Origin of the sequence: Rhizobium leguminosarum, assembly GCF_019798305.1 — a bacterium.
GTDB classification, from domain to species: Bacteria; Pseudomonadota; Alphaproteobacteria; order Rhizobiales; family Rhizobiaceae; genus Rhizobium; species Rhizobium leguminosarum_U.
In genome coordinates this window covers 229,341-246,898 of record NZ_JAAXDD010000005.1, presented here as the reverse complement: position 1 = coordinate 246,898, position 17,558 = coordinate 229,341, and the positions used below count along the sequence as shown (strand labels likewise).

Sequence of the window (17,558 nt, the reverse complement as noted above, 5' to 3'; positions counted from 1 at the left end):
AGCGGCAGGCGTTGTCTGCTTGTGGCCGACGCAAAAGAGACCGGAAGCATGACGGTGGAATGGAAAGATATGATGCTGGATAAGGTGGCCATCGGCCCCGTTTCCGCACGCATCTACCAGGGCGCCGATTACGGCAAGGGTCCGCCGATCGTTCTTTACCTGCATGGCGGCGCGTTTCTGGACAGCGACAAGAACGTCGACCGGCCGGTGGCGATGAGTCTCGCCAAGGCCGGCGCCATCGTCGTCGCTGCCGATTACAGCAGCCTGTCCGGCAACCTATTCCCGCAAGCGCTGGAAGTCTCCTTCGCCGTTTTCACCTATCTCGCCAACAAACGCGCCGGTCTCGGCGACCGGAAGTCGTTGCTCTTCGTCGCTGGCGAAGAAGCAGGCGGCAATGTCGCCGCCGGTGTGGCGCTGAAGGCGCGCGACCAGATGCCGGACGCGCTCGACGGTCAGATCCTGATTTCGCCGCTGCTCGATCCCTTCATGGGCACGTCCTCGATCCGCAAGGCCGAAGCCATCGGCATGCGCCAACGCTGGGCGGAGGGCTGGAGCCACTATCTGAGCGGCGGCGGTTGCCACCCTTATGCGGCGCCTTGCCTCTGTTCTCGTATTTCGGGCGTCGCGCCGGCGCTGATATTCACTGCCGAGGACGATCCACTGCACGACGAGACAATCGGTTACGGTGCCCGCCTGAAACAGGCCGGCGTCGGTGTGCGCCAGCATGTCCTTCCCGCCGGGACGGGCTGGCCCTCGATTTATGGTGGGAAATCCGACGGAGCTCCCGACTGGCAGGAAAACGTCAGCCGCCATTTCGGAAGCTTCCTTCGGGACGTAAGCGTTCAACCGCAATTGCATTGAAGAAGACCTGATATTTCGGCGGCCATGAGCCGTAAGGAGAGTACCGATGACGTCCAGAAAGAAGCGCTGGGCCCTGGTGGGCGCCGGCATAGGCCTTGTTGCGTCCGTTTCCGGCGCCGCATTGTTTTTCGAATTGCCGATGAGCACGCCCGCCACGGCCGCTTCCGCCCCTGCACAGGCTCCCGCTGTGCCGGTGACGGTGGCCGTCGTTGCGGCGCACGATGTGACGGCCTGGGAGAATTTCTCCGGCCGTCTGGAAGCCGTCGACCGTGTGCAGGTGCGTTCCCGTGTTGCCGGCGCGATCCTGTCGGTGGCTTTCCGTGAAGGGGCGCTGGTGAAGCAGGGCGACCTGCTCTTCACCATCGACCCGGCCCCCTATCAGGCGAGCGTGGCGCAGGCGCAAGGCCAGGTCGCTTCGGCCGAAGCCAAGGTCAGCCTGGCGCAGACTGAACTCGACCGCGGCCGCAGGCTTTCCGACAACCGCACCATCTCTCAGAGTGATCTCGATCAGCGTCAGAGTTCGCTGGCTGAGGCTCAGGCGGGGCTGCGATCGGCGCAGGCCGCACTGCAGTCGGCCCAGCTCGATCTCGATTATACGCAGGTGCGGGCTCCGGTTTCCGGCCGCATCGGCAAGATCGAGGTGACGGCCGGTAACCTCCTCGCGGCCGGTTCGACCTCGCCGGCGCTGACGACGCTCGTTTCCGTCGATCCGATCTATGCGAGCTTCAATGCCAGCGAAGAGATGGTGACGCGCGCGCTTGCCCAGCTTCCGCAGACGGATAGCGCCCTGCCTGCCGTCGAGCAGATCCCGGTCGAGGTCGGCACGCTGACCGACACAGGCACGCCGATCAAGGGCAAGCTGCAGCTGATCGACAACGAGGTTGATGCATCAAGCGGCACGATCGGCGTACGTGCCGTCTTCGATAATCCGGGCGGGCGTCTCATCCCGGGTCAGTTCGTGCGGGTGCGCATGGGCCAGCCGAAGGCCGAGAACAAGATCGTCATCAGCGACCGTGCGGTCGGCACCGACCAGGACAAGAAGTTCGTCTTCGTCGTCGATGGCGAGAACAAGGTCGCCTATCGGCAGGTCCAGCTCGGCACGCTGGCTGACGGCCAGCGTGTTGTCGAAAGCGGCCTGAACGTCGGTGAGAAGATCGTCGTCAACGGTCTACAGCGCATCCGTCCCGGTGCAGTCGTCGCACCTCAGATGGAAGAGAAGGTCGCGACCGCGCAGTAGGACTTCGCCTTCCCCTCCGGGGGAAGGCCGATACCCGAAATGATATGACCCGCCGGCTGGCTCCTGAACCGCCGGAGAGGAACTTTGCATCCATGTTCACCCCGGAGAGGGCTTTGATATGAACATCTCCAGATTCTTTGTCGACCGCCCGGTCTTTGCCGGTGTTCTTTCGGTCCTCATCCTGGTTGCCGGCCTGATCGGCCTGCGCGCGCTGCCGATTTCCGAATATCCGGAGGTCGTGCCGCCGTCGATCGTCGTGCGCGCCACCTATCCCGGCGCCAACCCGTCCGTCATCGCCGAAACGGTGGCGACGCCGCTCGAAGAGCAGATCAACGGGGTCGAGGGCATGCTCTACATGGCCAGCCAGGCGACGTCGGACGGCGTGCTCAACGTCACCGTTACCTTCAAGCTCGGCACCGACCCCGACAAGGCGCAGCAGCTCGTGCAGAACCGCGTCAGCCAAGCCGAACCGCGCCTGCCTGCAGAAGTCCGTTCGCTCGGCATCACGACGGTCAAGAGCTCGCCCAACTTCATCATGGTCGTCAACCTCGTCTCTGACGGGGGCGATCACGACATCACCTATCTTCGCAACTACGCGACCCTGAACATCAAGGATCGGCTCGCCCGCATTGCAGGCGTCGGTCAGGTGCAGGTCTTCGGTGCCGGCGACTATTCCATGCGTATCTGGATCGACCCACAGAAGGCCGCCGAGCACAATCTCGCCGCCAGCGACATCAGCAGCGCGATCAGCTCCCAGAACATCCAGGCCGCCGCCGGTATCATCGGCGCGTCGCCGAGCCAGCCCGGTGTGGACCTGCAGCTCAACGTCAATGCCCAGGGCCGCCTGCGCACGCCTGAGGAATTCGGCAACATCATCGTCAAGACGGGCGCCAATGGCGAGATCACCCGCCTTCGCGATGTCGCCCGCATCGAACTCGGTGCCGCGGACTATACGCTGCGTTCGCTGCTCGACGGCAAGCCGGCCGTCGCCGTCGCTGTCCTGCAGGCGCCGGGTTCGAACGCGATCGAAATCGCGGACAATGTCAACGCGACCATGGATCAGCTGCAGCTCGCCATGCCTGCCGGCGTCAAATACGAGATCGTCTACGATACGACGAAATTCGTGCGCGCCTCGATCGAGAAGGTCATCGACACGCTGCTCGAAGCCATTGCTCTCGTCGTCCTCGTCGTCATCCTCTTCCTGCAGACGTGGCGCGCCTCGATCATCCCGCTGATCGCGGTACCAGTATCGATTATCGGCACCTTCGCGGTCATGTATGTCTTCGGCTTCTCGATCAACGCGCTCAGTCTGTTCGGCCTAGTGCTTGCGATCGGTATCGTCGTCGACGACGCGATCGTCGTGGTCGAAAATGTCGAGCGCAATATCGAACAAGGCTTGTCGCCGCGGGCTGCCACTTACAAGGCGATGAAGGAAGTCTCCGGTCCGATCGTCGCGATCGCGCTGGTGCTCGTCGCGGTCTTCGTACCGCTCGCTTTCATCTCCGGCCTGTCGGGTCAGTTTTATCGCCAGTTCGCGCTGACGATCGCAATCTCGACCGTCATCTCGGCCTTCAACTCGCTCACCCTGTCTCCGGCGCTGGCAGCCCTTCTCCTGAAGGGCCATGATCAGCCGAAGGACTGGCTGACGCGGTTCATGGACGCCATCTTCGGTTGGTTCTTCCGCGGCTTCAACCGTGTCTTCGGCGCGGGCTCGAATGCCTACGGCAGGGGCGTGGGTGGGCTCTTGTCGCGCAAGAGCATCGTCATGGTGATCTATCTGGCACTGGTCGGTGCGACCTACAGTCTGTTCAGCACGGTTCCCGGCGGCTTCGTGCCGTCGCAGGACAAGCAGTATCTGATCGGCTTCGCCCAGCTGCCGGATGCCGCAAGCCTCGACCGCACGGAGGACGTCATCAAGCGCATGACCGACATCGCGTTGGCGCAGCCGGGCGTTGCCAATGCGATCGCCTTCCCAGGCCTGTCGATCAACGGCTTCACCAACTCCTCGAATGCCGGCATCGTCTTTGTGACGCTGAAGGACTTCGAGGAGCGCAAGACGCCTGATCTCTCAGGCGGCGCAATCGCCATGGCGCTGAATCAGAAGTTCGGCGTCATCCAGGATGCCTTCATCGCCATGTTCCCGCCGCCGCCGGTCAATGGTCTCGGCACGACAGGCGGCTTCAAGCTGCAGATCGAGGATCGTGCGGGCCTCGGCAACCAGGCACTCGACGAGGCGACCAAGGCAGTGCTTGCAAAGGCCTATCAGACGCCTGAACTCGCCGGGCTGTTCTCCAGCTTCCAGATCAACGTGCCGCAGCTCTACGCCGATCTCGACCGTGCCAAGGCCGAGCAGCTCGGAGTTTCCGTCACCGACCTGTTCCAAACGCTGCAGATCTATCTCGGCTCGCTCTATGTGAACGACTTCAACGCTTTCGGCCGCACCTACAGCGTCCGTGTGCAGGCCGATGCGAAATTCCGCGCCCAGCCGGAAGATATCGGCCAGTTGAAGGTCCGTTCGGCATCGGGTGAGATGATCCCGCTTTCGGCCCTGCTGAAGGTGGAGCCGAGCACCGGTCCTGAGCGCGCAAACCGCTACAACGGCTTCCTCGCTGCCGACATCAACGGCGGCCCCGCACCGGGCTTCTCGTCCGGCCAGGCGCAGGCTGCAATCGAGAAGATCCTTCACGAAACGCTGCCTGCGGGCATCGACTTCGAATGGACGGATCTGACCTACCAGCAGATCCTTGCCGGCAACTCCAGTATCGTCGTCTTCCCGCTGGCTCTGCTGCTCGTCTTCCTGGTGCTGGCCGCCCAGTATGAAAGCCTGACGCTGCCGCTTGCGATCATCATGATCGTGCCGATGGGTGTTCTGGCTGCCTTGACCGGCGTCTGGCTCACCGGTGGAGACAACAATATCTTCACTCAAATCGGTCTGGTGGTGCTTGTCGGGCTATCCGCGAAGAACGCCATCCTTATCGTGGAATTCGCCCGCGAACTGGAGTTCGAGGGAAGGACACCGCGGGAGGCCGCGATCGAGGCCAGCCGCCTTCGCCTTCGCCCGATCCTCATGACCTCGCTCGCCTTCATCATGGGCGTCGTGCCGCTCGTCGTCTCCACTGGCGCCGGCTCGGAAATGCGCGCGGCCATGGGTGTCGCGGTCTTCTCGGGCATGATCGGCGTGACCTTCTTCGGCATCTTCATGACGCCTGTCTTCTACGTGCTGCTGCGGCGGTTGACTGGCAACCGCCCGCTCGTCCAGCACAAGCCGGACGAACACAAGGAAGAAGAGGCGGAGGTCATCCGGCTCGCGGCGGAATAAACGGAATTCAACCTTCCTTTGTCGGGTAAATCGGGCGGGAACTTCGGTTCTCGCCCGTATCGTTTTCAGAGCATGGAGCCGAAAAGTGCGCGCGGTTTTCGGACACACCATCCGCATCTAAGGACACGCCACAAAAATGCGTTACGTCCGTCAAAACGGTTTGCAACGGTGGGCGAGCGGACTATCAAAGACGGATAACAGTTGGGAGGACTGAATGACAGGTTCGGGGAAAGCTCATGACGGCAGGCGGATCGCCTTTCTCGGCACCGGCCTGATGGGGGCGCCGATGGCTCGCCGGCTGCTTGGCGCGGGCTTTGCCGTCACCGTCTGGAATCGCGATCCCGGCAAGGCCGAGGCGCTTGCGGGAGACGGTGCGGTTTGCGCGAAAACACCGGCGGATGCCGTTTCAGGCGCCGATATCGTCATCACCATGCTGACCAACGCCGAGGCGGTGAATGACGTGTTGTTCGACCGCGGCGCGACCGATGCGATGACGCCTGGTGCTACCGTCATCGACATGAGTTCGATTGCCCCGCATTTCGCCCGTGACCATTCGGCGAGGCTTGCCGACCACGGCGTCGATCACGTCGATGCGCCGGTATCCGGCGGCGTCGTCGGGGCTGAAGCCGGTACGCTCGCCATCATGGCGGGTGGCGACGAGGACGTCATCGACCGGCTTGCGGATATTTTTGCGCCGATGGGGCAGGTGACCCGCGTCGGTCCGACAGGGGCAGGCCAGCTCGCCAAGCTCGCCAATCAGCAGATCGTCGCGGTGACGATCGGCGCTGTCGCCGAAGCGATGATGCTGATCGAAGCTGGCGGCGGCTCGCCGGCCGCCTTCCGAGATGCCATTCGCGGCGGCTTTGCCGAGAGCCGCATCCTCGAACTCCACGGCAAGCGCATGGTCGAGCGCCAATTTACCCCAGGCGGTTCTTCCAGCAACCAGCTGAAGGATCTGAACGCAGCCATAGAGACGGCCAAGACCCTGTCGCTGACGCTGCCGCTGACGGCGGCTGTGCATGCGGAATTCAGCGAATTTGTCGCCAATGGCAATGGCGAAAAGGATCACAGTGGCCTGCTCCTCCATCTCGAAGAGAAGAATGCCCGGCCGGGAGGAAAGAAGTGATGGACAGCCATTCGCCGAAGCGGCGCTTGCGTTCGCAGGACTGGTTCGACAATCCCGATCATATCGACATGGCAGCGCTCTATCTCGAGCGCTTCATGAATTACGGCATCACGCCGGAAGAGCTGCGCTCCGGCAAGCCGGTCATCGGGATTGCCCAGAGCGGCAGCGATCTCACACCTTGCAACAGAGTGCATGTCGAGCTTGCCAAGCGGGTGCGCGACGGCATCCGCGATGCCGGCGGCATTCCGATCGAGTTTCCGACGCATCCGATCTTCGAGAATTGCAAGCGCCCGACGGCGGCACTCGACCGCAATCTCGCCTATCTCGGCCTCGTCGAAATCCTCTACGGCTATCCGCTCGACGGTGTCGTGCTGACCACCGGCTGCGACAAGACCACGCCTTCGGCGATCATGGCTGCTTCGACGGTCGATATTCCGGCGATCGTGCTCTCCGGCGGGCCGATGCTCGACGGTTGGCACGAGGGGGAGCTGGCGGGCTCCGGCACGGTGATCTGGCGGATGCGGCGGAAATATGCGGCAGGCGAGATCAATCGGGAAGAGTTTCTTCAGGCGGCGCTCGACTCGGCTCCCTCCGTCGGCCACTGCAATACGATGGGCACCGCTTCGACGATGAATGCGCTGGCCGAGGCGCTCGGCCTTTCGCTGACCGGCTGCGGCGCCATTCCAGCCGCTTACCGCGAACGCGGCCAGATGGCCTACCGCACCGGGCGGCGCGCCGTCGAAATCGTGTTCGAGGATCTGAAGCCGTCGGATATCCTGACGCGCGAGGCTTTCCTGAATGCCATCCGCACCAACTCGGCGATCGGCGGCTCAACCAACGCGCAGCCGCATCTGGCTGCGATGGCAAAGCACGCCGGCGTCGAACTCTATCCCGACGACTGGCAGGTGCATGGCTTCGATATTCCGCTGCTGGCCAACGTCCAGCCGGCCGGCGCCTATCTCGGCGAGCGCTTCCATCGGGCCGGCGGTACGCCGGCGATCATGTGGGAACTGCTGCAGGCCGGAAAGCTCGACGGCAACTGTCGCACGGTGACGGGCAGGACCATGGCCGAGAACCTAGAAGGTAAGGAAGCGCGCGACCGTGAGGTCATCACGCCGTTCGCCGAACCGCTGAAGGAGCGGGCGGGCTTCCTCGTTCTCAAAGGCAATCTTTTCGATTTCGCGATCATGAAGATGAGTGTGGTCTCGGAGGATTTCCGCCGGCGCTACCTTGAGGAACCCGGGCGCGAAGGCGTCTTCGAGGGTAAAGCGGTGGTCTTCGACGGTTCCGAGGACTATCACAAGCGTATCAACGATCCCGAACTCGGCATCGACGAAAATACCATCCTCGTCATCCGCGGCGCTGGGCCGATCGGCTGGCCGGGTTCGGCTGAGGTCGTCAACATGCAGCCGCCGGATCATCTCCTGAAGCGCGGCATCCGCAGCCTGCCGACGATCGGCGACGGGCGCCAATCCGGCACGGCTGACAGCCCCTCGATCCTCAACGCCTCGCCGGAAAGTGCCGCCGGCGGCGGCCTCGCCTGGCTTCGTACCGGCGACATCATCCGCATCGACTTCAACCACGGGCGCTGCGACATGCTGGTCGATGACGCAGAGATCGAACGGCGCAAGACTGATGGCATCCCGCCGGTGCCGGCGGATGCGACGCCATGGCAGCAGATCTATCGCCGCTCGGTTACGCAGTTGTCGGATGGTGCGGTGCTGGAGGGAGCGGCGGATTTTCGTCGGATTGCGAAAAACCCGCCGCGGCACAACCACTGATCGCAAGGTGCTGTAGACTGCAAGCCCTTTGATCCAAAAGGGGAAGTCGTAACGAACAGTTCACCTAGTCACTAGTTCGGTCACTAGGACAAGGCTTCATTAATGCCACCCTGAGACCATATTGCCGTTATGCAAGCTTCTGAGGCTGGGACCGCGTTGCCAGAGAACAAAGCCACACGATCCGAACGGGAGTTCCAGGATCTTCTGCGTCGGCTCGAACTCGCACTCGATGCATCCCAGATCGGTGTCTGGGAGCACAGCATCGACCAGGGGGGGATCGTGTGGGATGCGCAGATGCATCGTCTTTACGAGACCGGCGAGACCTGCCGGCTGGTGCCGGCATCGCTTTGGTCGAATGCCATCCATCCCGATGATCTTGAGCGGGCCGAACGCGACTTCGAGCAGGCGATAACGACGCGCGGCGCCTATAACTCGCAATTCCGCATCGTGCTGCCGAGCGGCGAAATCCGCCATTTGCGTTCGCGAGCGCACTTCTATGTCGATGCGGAGGGGCTGCCTTCCTTCATCGGCGCCGAATGGGACGTGACGACCGACGTACTGCTCAACGCGGAACTGGCGCGGCAAAAGGTGGTGGCCGAGGCGAGGGCGCTGGCGCTCGAGGAAAGCAATGCTCGCATCGAGCATGTCGCCGATCACGACTATCTCACCGGCTTACCGAACCGGCGCCTTCTCGACAAGCGGCTTTCGGAGCTTCCGGCCGACAAGAGCATCACGACACTTGCGGTCCTGCATCTCGACCTCGACCAGTTCAAGCAGATCAACGACAGCCACGGTCATGCGGCTGGCGATGCCGTGCTCAGGGCCGCAGCCCTTCGCATCACCGCTGCCATTCCTGGAATTGGCACGGTCGCCCGTGTCGGCGGCGATGAGTTCGTTATCGTGCTGGTCAATTTCACCGATCTCACCCAGCTGAAGCTGATCGCCGAGGATCTCCAGCGCCGGCTGCGGAAGAAGATCCGCTTCGGCCAAGAGATGCTGCAGTCCGGCGCCTCGATCGGCGTTTCCTGGAGCGGCGACCGGCGGGCGCGCAACCTGCTTGCCGAATCCGACCTGGCGCTCTACCAGGCCAAGAAGCTCGGGCGCAACCGCGTCGAATTCTTCACACGGCAATTGCAGGAGGATTTGCGCTCCAAGCGTCGCCTCGCCGAAGAGCTGAAGCTCGGGCTGGAGCACGGCCAGATCCTTCCCTATTATCAGGTGCAGCTCGACGCCCGGACGCGGGAAGTCATCGGCTTCGAGGCGCTGGCGCGCTGGAAACATCCCGAGAAGGGCGTGCTCGCCCCGGGGGCATTCCTGAAGATCGCCGATGAGCACGGACTTGCGGCGGAGATCGACGCGGCGATCCTGAAGAGCGTTCTCGAAGACCGGCTGTTCTGGCTGTTGCGCGGCCTTGCGGTTCCGCGCATCGCTGTCAATATTTCGGCGTCGCGTCTTGCTGATCCGGCGCTGATCGACAAGCTGAGGAAACTCGATATCCCGCCCGGCGTGATCGTCTTCGAGTTGGTCGAGACGATTTTCCTCGACGACAGCGACGAAAAACTGCTCGATCATATCGGCGATATCAAACAGATGGGCATCGACATCGAGATCGACGATTTTGGATCGGGCCATGCCTCGCTCATTGGTCTCGTCAAGCTCCGGCCGAAGCGGTTGAAGATCGACCGACAGCTCGTCACAGAGGTCGTCAGCTCGGCCGAGCAGCGGCGCGTGGTGGGCTCGATCGTGGAGATCGCCAAGGCACTCGATGTCGAGGTAATCGCCGAGGGCATCGAGACCGAGGCGCATGCCGTCGTGCTGGCGCAGCTCGGCTGCGACGGCCTGCAGGGTTATGCGTTCGGTTATCCCGCACCGGCGGCCGAGACAGACCGTCTTTTCTCATCGATGACGAGCGGGATCGAAAAGCAGAAGACCGCGATGGGCGGCTGAACGGCCGATGATCCGTCCGCTGGCGACCGTTATCGCACCCGGTTTCAACGGCGCCTATGCCGCGTTGCGGGACTGATTTCGGCCGAAATGCTTTCCTCGCCTTTCAAATTGGCAACAGTGTCTTTTCGACGCGGTGTTTTATTTGCATCGGCCAGGAAGATAATTGGCGCGCAAGTAATTTTCTTGAGCTTGCAACGGCATTGTTTCATGGTAATCCGGAAACGAAGCTTTCTGCATTGCATCGAAAAATGATTATACGCGTCGTCAAGTCCATGGGCGCGGCTCTCCATCATTCGCAGGTGCAATCGGGGAGCTGGGACCTGACAATTGCTTTGCCATTGCCGGGATGGACTTGCGGGACATTTAATCTAGGAAAGTCGCATGAATTCGGAATTTGCCGTTCGTTCGATGCGGCCCGGCGAACTGGAACTCGTGCTCGAATGGGCGCGTCAGGAGGGTTGGAACCCGGGCCTCGACGATTCGCTTGCATTCCTCGAGGCCGATCCGTCAGGATTTTTCGTCGGCGCTATCGGCGAAGTCCCCGTCGGCTCGATCTCGGTCGTCAAATATGGCGAGAGTTTCGCCTTCCTGGGCCTCTACATCGTCCATCCCGATTTCCGCGGCAAGGGTTACGGCAAGGCGATCTGGCAGGCGGGCATTGCCAGCGCGGGAGACCGCACGATCGGTCTCGACGGCGTCGCCGCACAACAGGACAACTACCGCAAGGCCGGCTTCGAACCCGCCTACTCCACCATTCGCTACGGCGGGGTCGCCAATTCCTTGCCTGTCTCGACGCTTGTCGCGCAGCCGGTGCTGGATTCACGCCTCGAAGGCCTGCAGCGTTATGATTCGGTGATCTTTCCGCAGCCGCGCGACGCCTTCCTCGCCGCCTGGTGCACCGGCCGCAAGGGCCGCCGTTCGGTGGTGGTGCGCAAGAGCGGCAAGATCCGCGGTTACGGCACGATCCGACGCTGCTACGAGGGCTACAAGATCGGCCCGCTCTTTGCCAACGATGCCGATAGCGCCGCAGCGCTGCTTGCCGGATTGATCCCCGAGGCGAAGGGGGCGGCCACGGTCTTCATCGATATTCCCACGGCGAACCACGAGGCAGTCGCGCTTGCCGAAGGGCTCGGTCTTAAACCGGTGTTCGAGACGACACGCATGTATCGCGGGCCGGCGCCGGCCATCCCGCTGAAGCACGTCTTCGGCGTGACGACGCTGGAACTCGGTTAGGCTCTAATCCACGGGTGAGGCGGGCACGGTTTGTGCCGAAGCTTTCGGCCGGCCCTTTTCGGCGATCGCGATGCCGCCTAAGGTCAGCACCAGCGCGATCACATGGAACGACTGCAGCTGCTCGCCGATCAGCGCGACGGAGAGCAGCGTTCCGAACACGGGCACGAGATTGATGAACAGGCCGGCCCGGTTGGCGCCGATCGCCACCACGCCCTTGATATAAAGGATCTGCGCCACCAGCGACGGGAACATCGCCGTGTAGAGCGTGATGACCCAGCCGGCCTGGTCCGGCCACTGCCCAGCGCCACGGCCGACCTCCCAAAGGAGCAGCGGCAGCGAGGTCAGCATGGCGCCGAGCGCCGGGACCGCCATCAACGTGCGCCAGTCGAGCGGCGGCTTCCAGCGCAGGAAGATCGTGTAGACCGAATAGGCGGCAATGGCGATCAGCATCAGCCCGTCGCCGCGGTTGAGGCCGAGTTGCAGCAGCGTTGAGAGGTCACCATGCGCAGCGGTCAGGGCGACGCCGATCAGCGTCATGCCGAAGCCGAGGCATTGCGCCAGCGAGATACCGGTACGGAAGAACATGAAATTCAGCAGGAAGATCAGCATCGGGATGCCGGCCTGCTCAATGGCGACGTTGATCGCCGTCGTATATTGCACGGCCGAGTAAAGCATGGCGTTGAAAAGGGTGTAGCCGATGACGCCGTAGAAGAGGAGCAGCGGCAGGTTCTTCCTGACCACGGGCCAGTCCTTGCGCAGTTGCGGTACCGAAATCACGGCGATCACTGCCACGGCGAGGAACCAGCGCAGGAAGGTCAGCATCATCGGGCTGATATGCCCGAGCGCGAGTTTGCCGGCGACGGAGTTGCCACCCCAGCAGAGGGTGGCGATAACGAGGCAGATATAGGCCGTGGCTTGCAAGAGCGTTCTTCCCGTCTTTCCGCGATCGCCGTGCGGCGTTTTGTGAGGGGAAATAGCCTGTCGGCTGCTGATTTGTCACGTAAAAAGCCCAATCTGCTGTGACAACAGGGTCGCTTTCCAAAAAACAAAGCTTTATAGATGCGCGGGTTTGAGCAGGTGCGCGGTTCCGCGCCGGTAACAGGAAGAGTTGGATGACGAACGTAGTCGTGGTCGGTTCGCAATGGGGTGACGAAGGCAAGGGCAAGATTGTCGACTGGCTTTCGGAGCGTGCGGATATTGTCGTGCGCTATCAGGGCGGACACAATGCCGGCCATACGCTCGTCATCGACGGCACCAGCTATAAGCTCTCGCTCTTGCCGTCCGGCGTCGTGCGCCCGGGCAAGATGGCCGTGATTGGCAACGGTGTCGTCGTCGATCCGCATGCGCTGATCGCCGAGATTGGCCGGCTGGAAGCGCAGGGCGTGACGGTTACGCCTGACAATCTGCGCATTGCAGACAATGCGACGCTCATTCTTTCGCTGCACCGCGAGCTCGACGCGATGCGCGAGGATGCTGCGTCGAACAGCGGCACGAAGATCGGCACGACGCGCCGCGGCATCGGCCCGGCCTATGAAGACAAGGTCGGCCGCCGCGCCATCCGCGTTATGGACCTTGCCGATCTCGAAAGCCTTTCCGGCAAGGTCGACCGTATTCTGACACATCACAACGCACTTCGCCGCGGTCTGGGTGTCGCCGAGGTCAGCCACCAGGCGATCATGGACGAACTGACCTCGATCGCCGACCGGGTACTGCCTTTCCGTGATACGGTCTGGCTTTTCCTCGACAAGGAGCGCCGCAAGGGTGCCCGCATCCTCTTCGAAGGCGCGCAGGGCAGCCTGCTCGACATCGATCACGGCACCTATCCCTTCGTCACCTCCTCGAACACTGTGGCCGGCCAGGCGGCAGCCGGTTCCGGCATGGGACCCGGCTCGCTCGGTTATATCCTCGGCATCACCAAGGCCTACACGACGCGCGTCGGCGAAGGCCCGTTCCCGACCGAGCTCACCGACGAAATTGGCCAGTTCCTGGGCGAGAAGGGGCATGAGTTCGGTACTGTGACGGGGCGTAAGCGGCGCTGCGGCTGGTTCGACGCCGCACTGGTGCGCCAGTCGGTTGCCACCAACGGCATCGCGGGCATCGCGCTCACCAAGCTCGACGTACTCGACGGTCTCGAGGAATTGAAGATCTGCGTCGGCTATATGCTCGACGGCGAACAGATTGACCATCTTCCGGCAAGCCAGGGAGCGCAAGCTAGGGTCGAACCGATCTACGTCACGCTGGAGGGATGGAAGGAATCGACCGTCGGCGCCCGCAGTTGGGCGGATCTGCCGGCACAGGCGATCAAATATGTTCGCCAGGTCGAAGAGCTGATCGGGGCGCCTGTCGCGCTCCTGTCCACCAGCCCGGAGCGGGATGACACCATACTTGTGACCGATCCGTTTGAGGATTAAGCTCACGGGTCACTGTGGAGGATGGTTCGGTAGAGTGCCGGACTTCTTGAGAAAGTACTAATGGCGGATTTTATTGCAGTCATTCGGCGGGCCGTCGACGGCCTGGCCGAAAATACCCCTGAGATGCGGGTGAAAGTCTACGAACGTGCCCGCGGCGCAGTGCAACGGCAGCTCGAGAACATGAAGCCGCGTCCGCCGGAAGCCATGCTGCAACGCCAGCTCGAAAAGCTCGAGGCCGCCATCCGCGAAGTGGAAGGCGAACATTCTGAGGCTTTGCCGCTCGATGCGCCGGTTGCGGCAGTCACCGCGTCGGAAGAGCAAGCGGTTCCCGACGAAAGCGAACCGGCGTCGGCGCCGGAGACGGCTGTCGAGGAACCGGCATACGAAGCCTATGCGGAACCGCAGGTGGCCGGGGCCGCCGACGAGCCCGATCACGGGGAAGCCGCCGCGCCAGAGGAAGCTGAGGAAGAGGTTGCTGCCGAGGAGCCCCTTTCCGCGGAAGAACCTGTTCCCGCCGAAATCCCTATTGCCGCCGAGACAGCGGTTTTGCCGGAGACATCCGGTCCCTCCGAGACATACTGGCACCCCTCGCATGAGGAGGAAGCACCAGCCGAGGAATGGCATGCCAGTGAGGCGCGCGACGTTGCTGCCGAAGATGTGCCCGCCGAGCATGACGGCTGGGAGGCGCCTGCCGAGCATCGCAGCGAGCGAGCCGACGAACGCCGTGCTGACGAACAGCATCCCGTGGAAGCCGAAGAGATCGCGGCCGAATCGGCGGCGGTGGAAGGCGGGGAGTCGGAGGCCGAGGAGGCTTACGAGCCCGTTGAGCCGTTGCAGCCGATCACCCGCGGCATAGATCATGCATCCAACCGGCTGGTGGAGCCGGTCGCCGATTTCGATCGTCCGCAGGAATTTGTCGAGCACAGCAGCGAGGGACCGTTGCAGGCCGACGTCGCGGCGCATTTCGAACCCGTCTGGGCCGAATCCGTTGCCGAAACGCCAGCTCCAGCGCCCAAGGATGCGGAGACCGAATGGGCGGAAGAGGAACTCCGGCAATATTCGGAGCCGGCGCCGGCGCCGGCGCCGATTACGGCCGATGCCTCGGCGCGCGCCTTCGAGGAGGTGATATCGAGCCTCGAAAAAGTGACACCCGCGGCCGTCATGCCGGCCGCCAAGGAAAGTTTTTCCTGGGAGACGGCCGCCTTCGACGATCTGCCGCCGATCGAGGCAGGCAGCAATAAGAAGACGCCGGTTGCCTCGCATTTCGACGATGTCGATATCTTCGCGGAAGTGCACAACGGCAAGCCGGCGCCTGCCAGCGGCGCGCCGAGTGAGGACTGGCGAGAGGCGAAGGCGCTACGCGGCTACGACCGCCGCGGATCGGTCGCTGCTGACGACGATGACGCCAATCCGGCAATGGATATCGATCAGATTGTTGCCTCCAAGATGCAGGGCAAGAATTTCCGTATGGAGCCGAAGCGCCGCCGCTTCGGCATCGGTACCGTGATCACGCTCATCTTCGCGCTCATCCTGATCGGTGGCGGCGCCTATGCCGGCTGGATGAACAGAGAGGCGCTGGTGGCGATGGTCGATGGGCTCGTCAGCTCGGCACCGTCGCAGGCGACCAGGAACGAGGGGGCAACACCGCCGGCAGGTTCCGCGACGCCTGTCCATCCGGGCGCGGTGACGCCAGCCCAGCCGACCACACCAGGAGCGCAGAATACCCCAGCGACGCCGGCGCAGCCGAACCCGAACCCGCAGGTAGCGTCAATGAACAATGACGGCGCTGCGGCCAATTCGAAATTCACCCAACGGCTGCTGACCGATGGAACCGAGGTCGACAGCGGACCGGCGACTGTGCCGGGAACGCCGACCGCGGAAGGAAAATCGGTCGCCGAACAGAATGTCGCGGCAGCAGATACGCCGCCTGCCAGCGCGCAGGGCGATGCGGCACCCGCCGAAACGCGGACGCCGAACGGCCCGGTGGCATCGCCGCAGCAGACCGCGCCCGTCGGTTCGTCGCAAAAGATGTTTCTCTATGAAGAGCGCATCGGCCAGAGCTCGCCGACGGCGATCGAGGGATCGGTCGTCTGGAGCCTGCAGCACGAGGCCGGCCAGGACGGCCGGCAGGAGGCGACAGTGCAGGGCAACGTTACCGTTCCCGAGCGCAATCTCTCGGCGCTCGTCACCTTCAAACGCAATTCCGATCCGTCGCTGCCGGCAAGCCATCTGGTCGAGATCGTCTTCTCGGTGCCGCCGAATTTCGAAGGCGGCAGCATCGACAGCGTCCAGCGCATCTCGATGAAGCGCACGGAACAGGATCGCGGCGATGCGCTGATTGCGGTTCCGGCCAAGATCACCGACGATTTCCACATGATCGCGCTCAACGACTATCCCGATGCGCGCAAGGCCAATCTCGACCTGATGTCCACCCGCAATTGGATCGATATTCCAATTACCTACCGCAACGGCCGCCGCGCGCTGCTGACGATGGAGAAGGGCGGTACGGGGACGGACGCCTTCAATACCGCGATCAAGGAATGGACCGCACTCGGCGATGTCTCGACGAGCCAGTGATGGCTTTTCCGGCAATGCCGGTGTTGCCGGTAACCGGGGGCAGCAGAGATCAATGAAAAGAAAAGGCGGGCCGCAAAGCCCGCCTTCTTCAATTCTATCATGCGGCAGGTTTTATGCCGTGGCTTCGACGACGCGGACGGCCTTGGCGCGTTCCAAGGCTTCCTTGCGCACGGCGTCCTGCACCTTTTCGAAGGCGCGAACCTCGATCTGTCGGACGCGTTCGCGGCTGATGTCGAACTCGGTCGAAAGGTCTTCCAGGGTCACCGGATCCTCGGCGAGGCGGCGAGCCTCGAAGATGCGGCGTTCACGCTCGTTCAGCACGCTCATCGCTTTCGCCAGCATGCGCCGGCGAGTGTCGAGTTCGTCCTGTTCGATCAGCACGTCTTCCTGGCTGTCATGGTCGTCCACCAGCCAATCCTGCCACTGGCCGCCGTCACCTTCGGCTGCTTTGATCGGCGCGTTCAGCGAGGCGTCGCCGGAGAGGCGGCGGTTCATCGAAATGACCTCTTCCTCCGAGACGTTCAGCTTGGTGGCGATTTCCGAGACGTGCTCCGGCTTCAGATCGCCGTCATCAATTGCCTGGATGCGTCCCTTCAGCCGGCGCAGATTGAAGAACAGGCGCTTCTGGTTGGCAGTCGTGCCCATCTTCACCAGCGACCACGAGCGCAGGATATATTCCTGGATCGAGGCCTTGATCCACCACATGGCATAGGTGGCGAGGCGGAAGCCGCGCTCGGCATCGAACTTCTTGACGGCCTGCATCAGGCCGACATTACCCTCGGAGACGACTTCGCCGATCGGCAGGCCATAGCCGCGATAACCCATCGCAATCTTCGCGACGAGGCGAAGATGGCTGGTCACCAGCTTGTGGGCAGCGTCGCGGTCGCCATGCTCAGCATAACGCTTTGCGAGCATGTATTCCTGCTGCGGCTCCAGCATCGGGAACTTGCGGATTTCGTCGAGGTAACGGTTGAGACCGGCTTCGCCGGCGGTAATGGACGGCAAGATATTTCGGGCCATCGTGCACCCTCCTAAAGTGAATTCCGGTTCCCGATGGAAACGCATC

General features: G+C 62.8%; 11 protein-coding genes. 9 read left to right on the top strand and 2 right to left on the bottom strand.

What is annotated here, in order from left to right:
* Positions 1-48: 48 nt before the first annotated feature.
* The 7 genes from HFO99_RS11265 (at position 49) to HFO99_RS11235 (ending at position 11,504) form a co-directional block, all read left to right on the top strand.
* Positions 49-861 (top strand): alpha/beta hydrolase fold domain-containing protein, encoded by an 813-nt coding sequence (locus HFO99_RS11265; protein WP_222331160.1) that lies wholly within the window; start codon positions 49-51, stop codon positions 859-861.
* A gap of 46 nt (positions 862-907) precedes the next feature.
* Positions 908-2,098: an efflux RND transporter periplasmic adaptor subunit gene (locus HFO99_RS11260; protein WP_222331161.1), complete on the top strand. Its 1,191-nt coding sequence runs from the start codon at positions 908-910 to the stop codon at positions 2,096-2,098.
* Positions 2,099-2,216: 118 nt separating this feature from the next.
* Positions 2,217-5,417, top strand: a complete 3,201-nt coding sequence (locus HFO99_RS11255; RefSeq protein ID WP_222361206.1) for an efflux RND transporter permease subunit — start codon at positions 2,217-2,219, stop codon at positions 5,415-5,417.
* Between the two features lie 214 nt (positions 5,418-5,631).
* Positions 5,632-6,543: an NAD(P)-dependent oxidoreductase gene (locus HFO99_RS11250; RefSeq protein ID WP_222331162.1), complete on the top strand. Its 912-nt coding sequence runs from the start codon at positions 5,632-5,634 to the stop codon at positions 6,541-6,543.
* Positions 6,543-8,324, top strand: a complete 1,782-nt coding sequence (locus tag HFO99_RS11245; RefSeq protein ID WP_261323097.1) for an IlvD/Edd family dehydratase — start codon at positions 6,543-6,545, stop codon at positions 8,322-8,324. The genes HFO99_RS11250 and HFO99_RS11245 overlap by 1 nt, the downstream gene beginning before the upstream one ends.
* A gap of 129 nt (positions 8,325-8,453) precedes the next feature.
* Complete coding sequence (locus HFO99_RS11240) at positions 8,454-10,271, top strand: putative bifunctional diguanylate cyclase/phosphodiesterase (RefSeq protein WP_222361204.1); 1,818 nt, start codon at positions 8,454-8,456, stop codon at positions 10,269-10,271.
* Between the two features lie 381 nt (positions 10,272-10,652).
* Positions 10,653-11,504 (top strand): GNAT family N-acetyltransferase, encoded by an 852-nt coding sequence (locus tag HFO99_RS11235; protein WP_222331165.1) that lies wholly within the window; start codon positions 10,653-10,655, stop codon positions 11,502-11,504.
* Positions 11,505-11,507: 3 nt separating this feature from the next.
* Here the strand turns inward: HFO99_RS11235 and HFO99_RS11230 are convergent, their stop codons facing one another.
* Positions 11,508-12,425, bottom strand: a complete 918-nt coding sequence (locus HFO99_RS11230; protein WP_222361202.1) for a DMT family transporter — start codon at positions 12,423-12,425, stop codon at positions 11,508-11,510.
* 191 nt (positions 12,426-12,616) lie between these two features.
* On the opposite strand from HFO99_RS11230, the gene HFO99_RS11225 reads away from it, so the two are divergent.
* Positions 12,617-13,915, top strand: a complete 1,299-nt coding sequence (locus tag HFO99_RS11225) for an adenylosuccinate synthase (protein ID WP_222361200.1) — start codon at positions 12,617-12,619, stop codon at positions 13,913-13,915.
* A gap of 60 nt (positions 13,916-13,975) precedes the next feature.
* On the top strand, positions 13,976-16,492 hold the full coding sequence (locus tag HFO99_RS11220) for a hypothetical protein (protein WP_222361198.1): 2,517 nt from the start codon (positions 13,976-13,978) through the stop codon (positions 16,490-16,492).
* Positions 16,493-16,603: 111 nt separating this feature from the next.
* On the opposite strand, the gene rpoH is transcribed toward HFO99_RS11220, so the two are convergent.
* A complete protein-coding gene (gene rpoH, locus HFO99_RS11215; protein WP_222361196.1) occupies positions 16,604-17,512 on the bottom strand; it encodes an RNA polymerase sigma factor RpoH in 909 nt (302 codons plus the stop codon).
* Between the last annotated feature and the right edge of the window lie 46 nt (positions 17,513-17,558).

Coding starts and splice junctions, on each gene's coding strand:
- HFO99_RS11265 (WP_222331160.1), top strand. CDS start 49: ATGACGGTGGAATGGAAAGATATGATGCTGGATAAGGTGGCCATCGGC.
- HFO99_RS11260 (WP_222331161.1), top strand. CDS start 908: ATGACGTCCAGAAAGAAGCGCTGGGCCCTGGTGGGCGCCGGCATAGGC.
- HFO99_RS11255 (WP_222361206.1), top strand. CDS start 2,217: ATGAACATCTCCAGATTCTTTGTCGACCGCCCGGTCTTTGCCGGTGTT.
- HFO99_RS11250 (WP_222331162.1), top strand. CDS start 5,632: ATGACAGGTTCGGGGAAAGCTCATGACGGCAGGCGGATCGCCTTTCTC.
- HFO99_RS11245 (WP_261323097.1), top strand. CDS start 6,543: ATGGACAGCCATTCGCCGAAGCGGCGCTTGCGTTCGCAGGACTGGTTC.
- HFO99_RS11240 (WP_222361204.1), top strand. CDS start 8,454: ATGCAAGCTTCTGAGGCTGGGACCGCGTTGCCAGAGAACAAAGCCACA.
- HFO99_RS11235 (WP_222331165.1), top strand. CDS start 10,653: ATGAATTCGGAATTTGCCGTTCGTTCGATGCGGCCCGGCGAACTGGAA.
- HFO99_RS11225 (WP_222361200.1), top strand. CDS start 12,617: ATGACGAACGTAGTCGTGGTCGGTTCGCAATGGGGTGACGAAGGCAAG.
- HFO99_RS11220 (WP_222361198.1), top strand. CDS start 13,976: ATGGCGGATTTTATTGCAGTCATTCGGCGGGCCGTCGACGGCCTGGCC.
- rpoH (WP_222361196.1), bottom strand. CDS start 17,512: ATGGCCCGAAATATCTTGCCGTCCATTACCGCCGGCGAAGCCGGTCTC.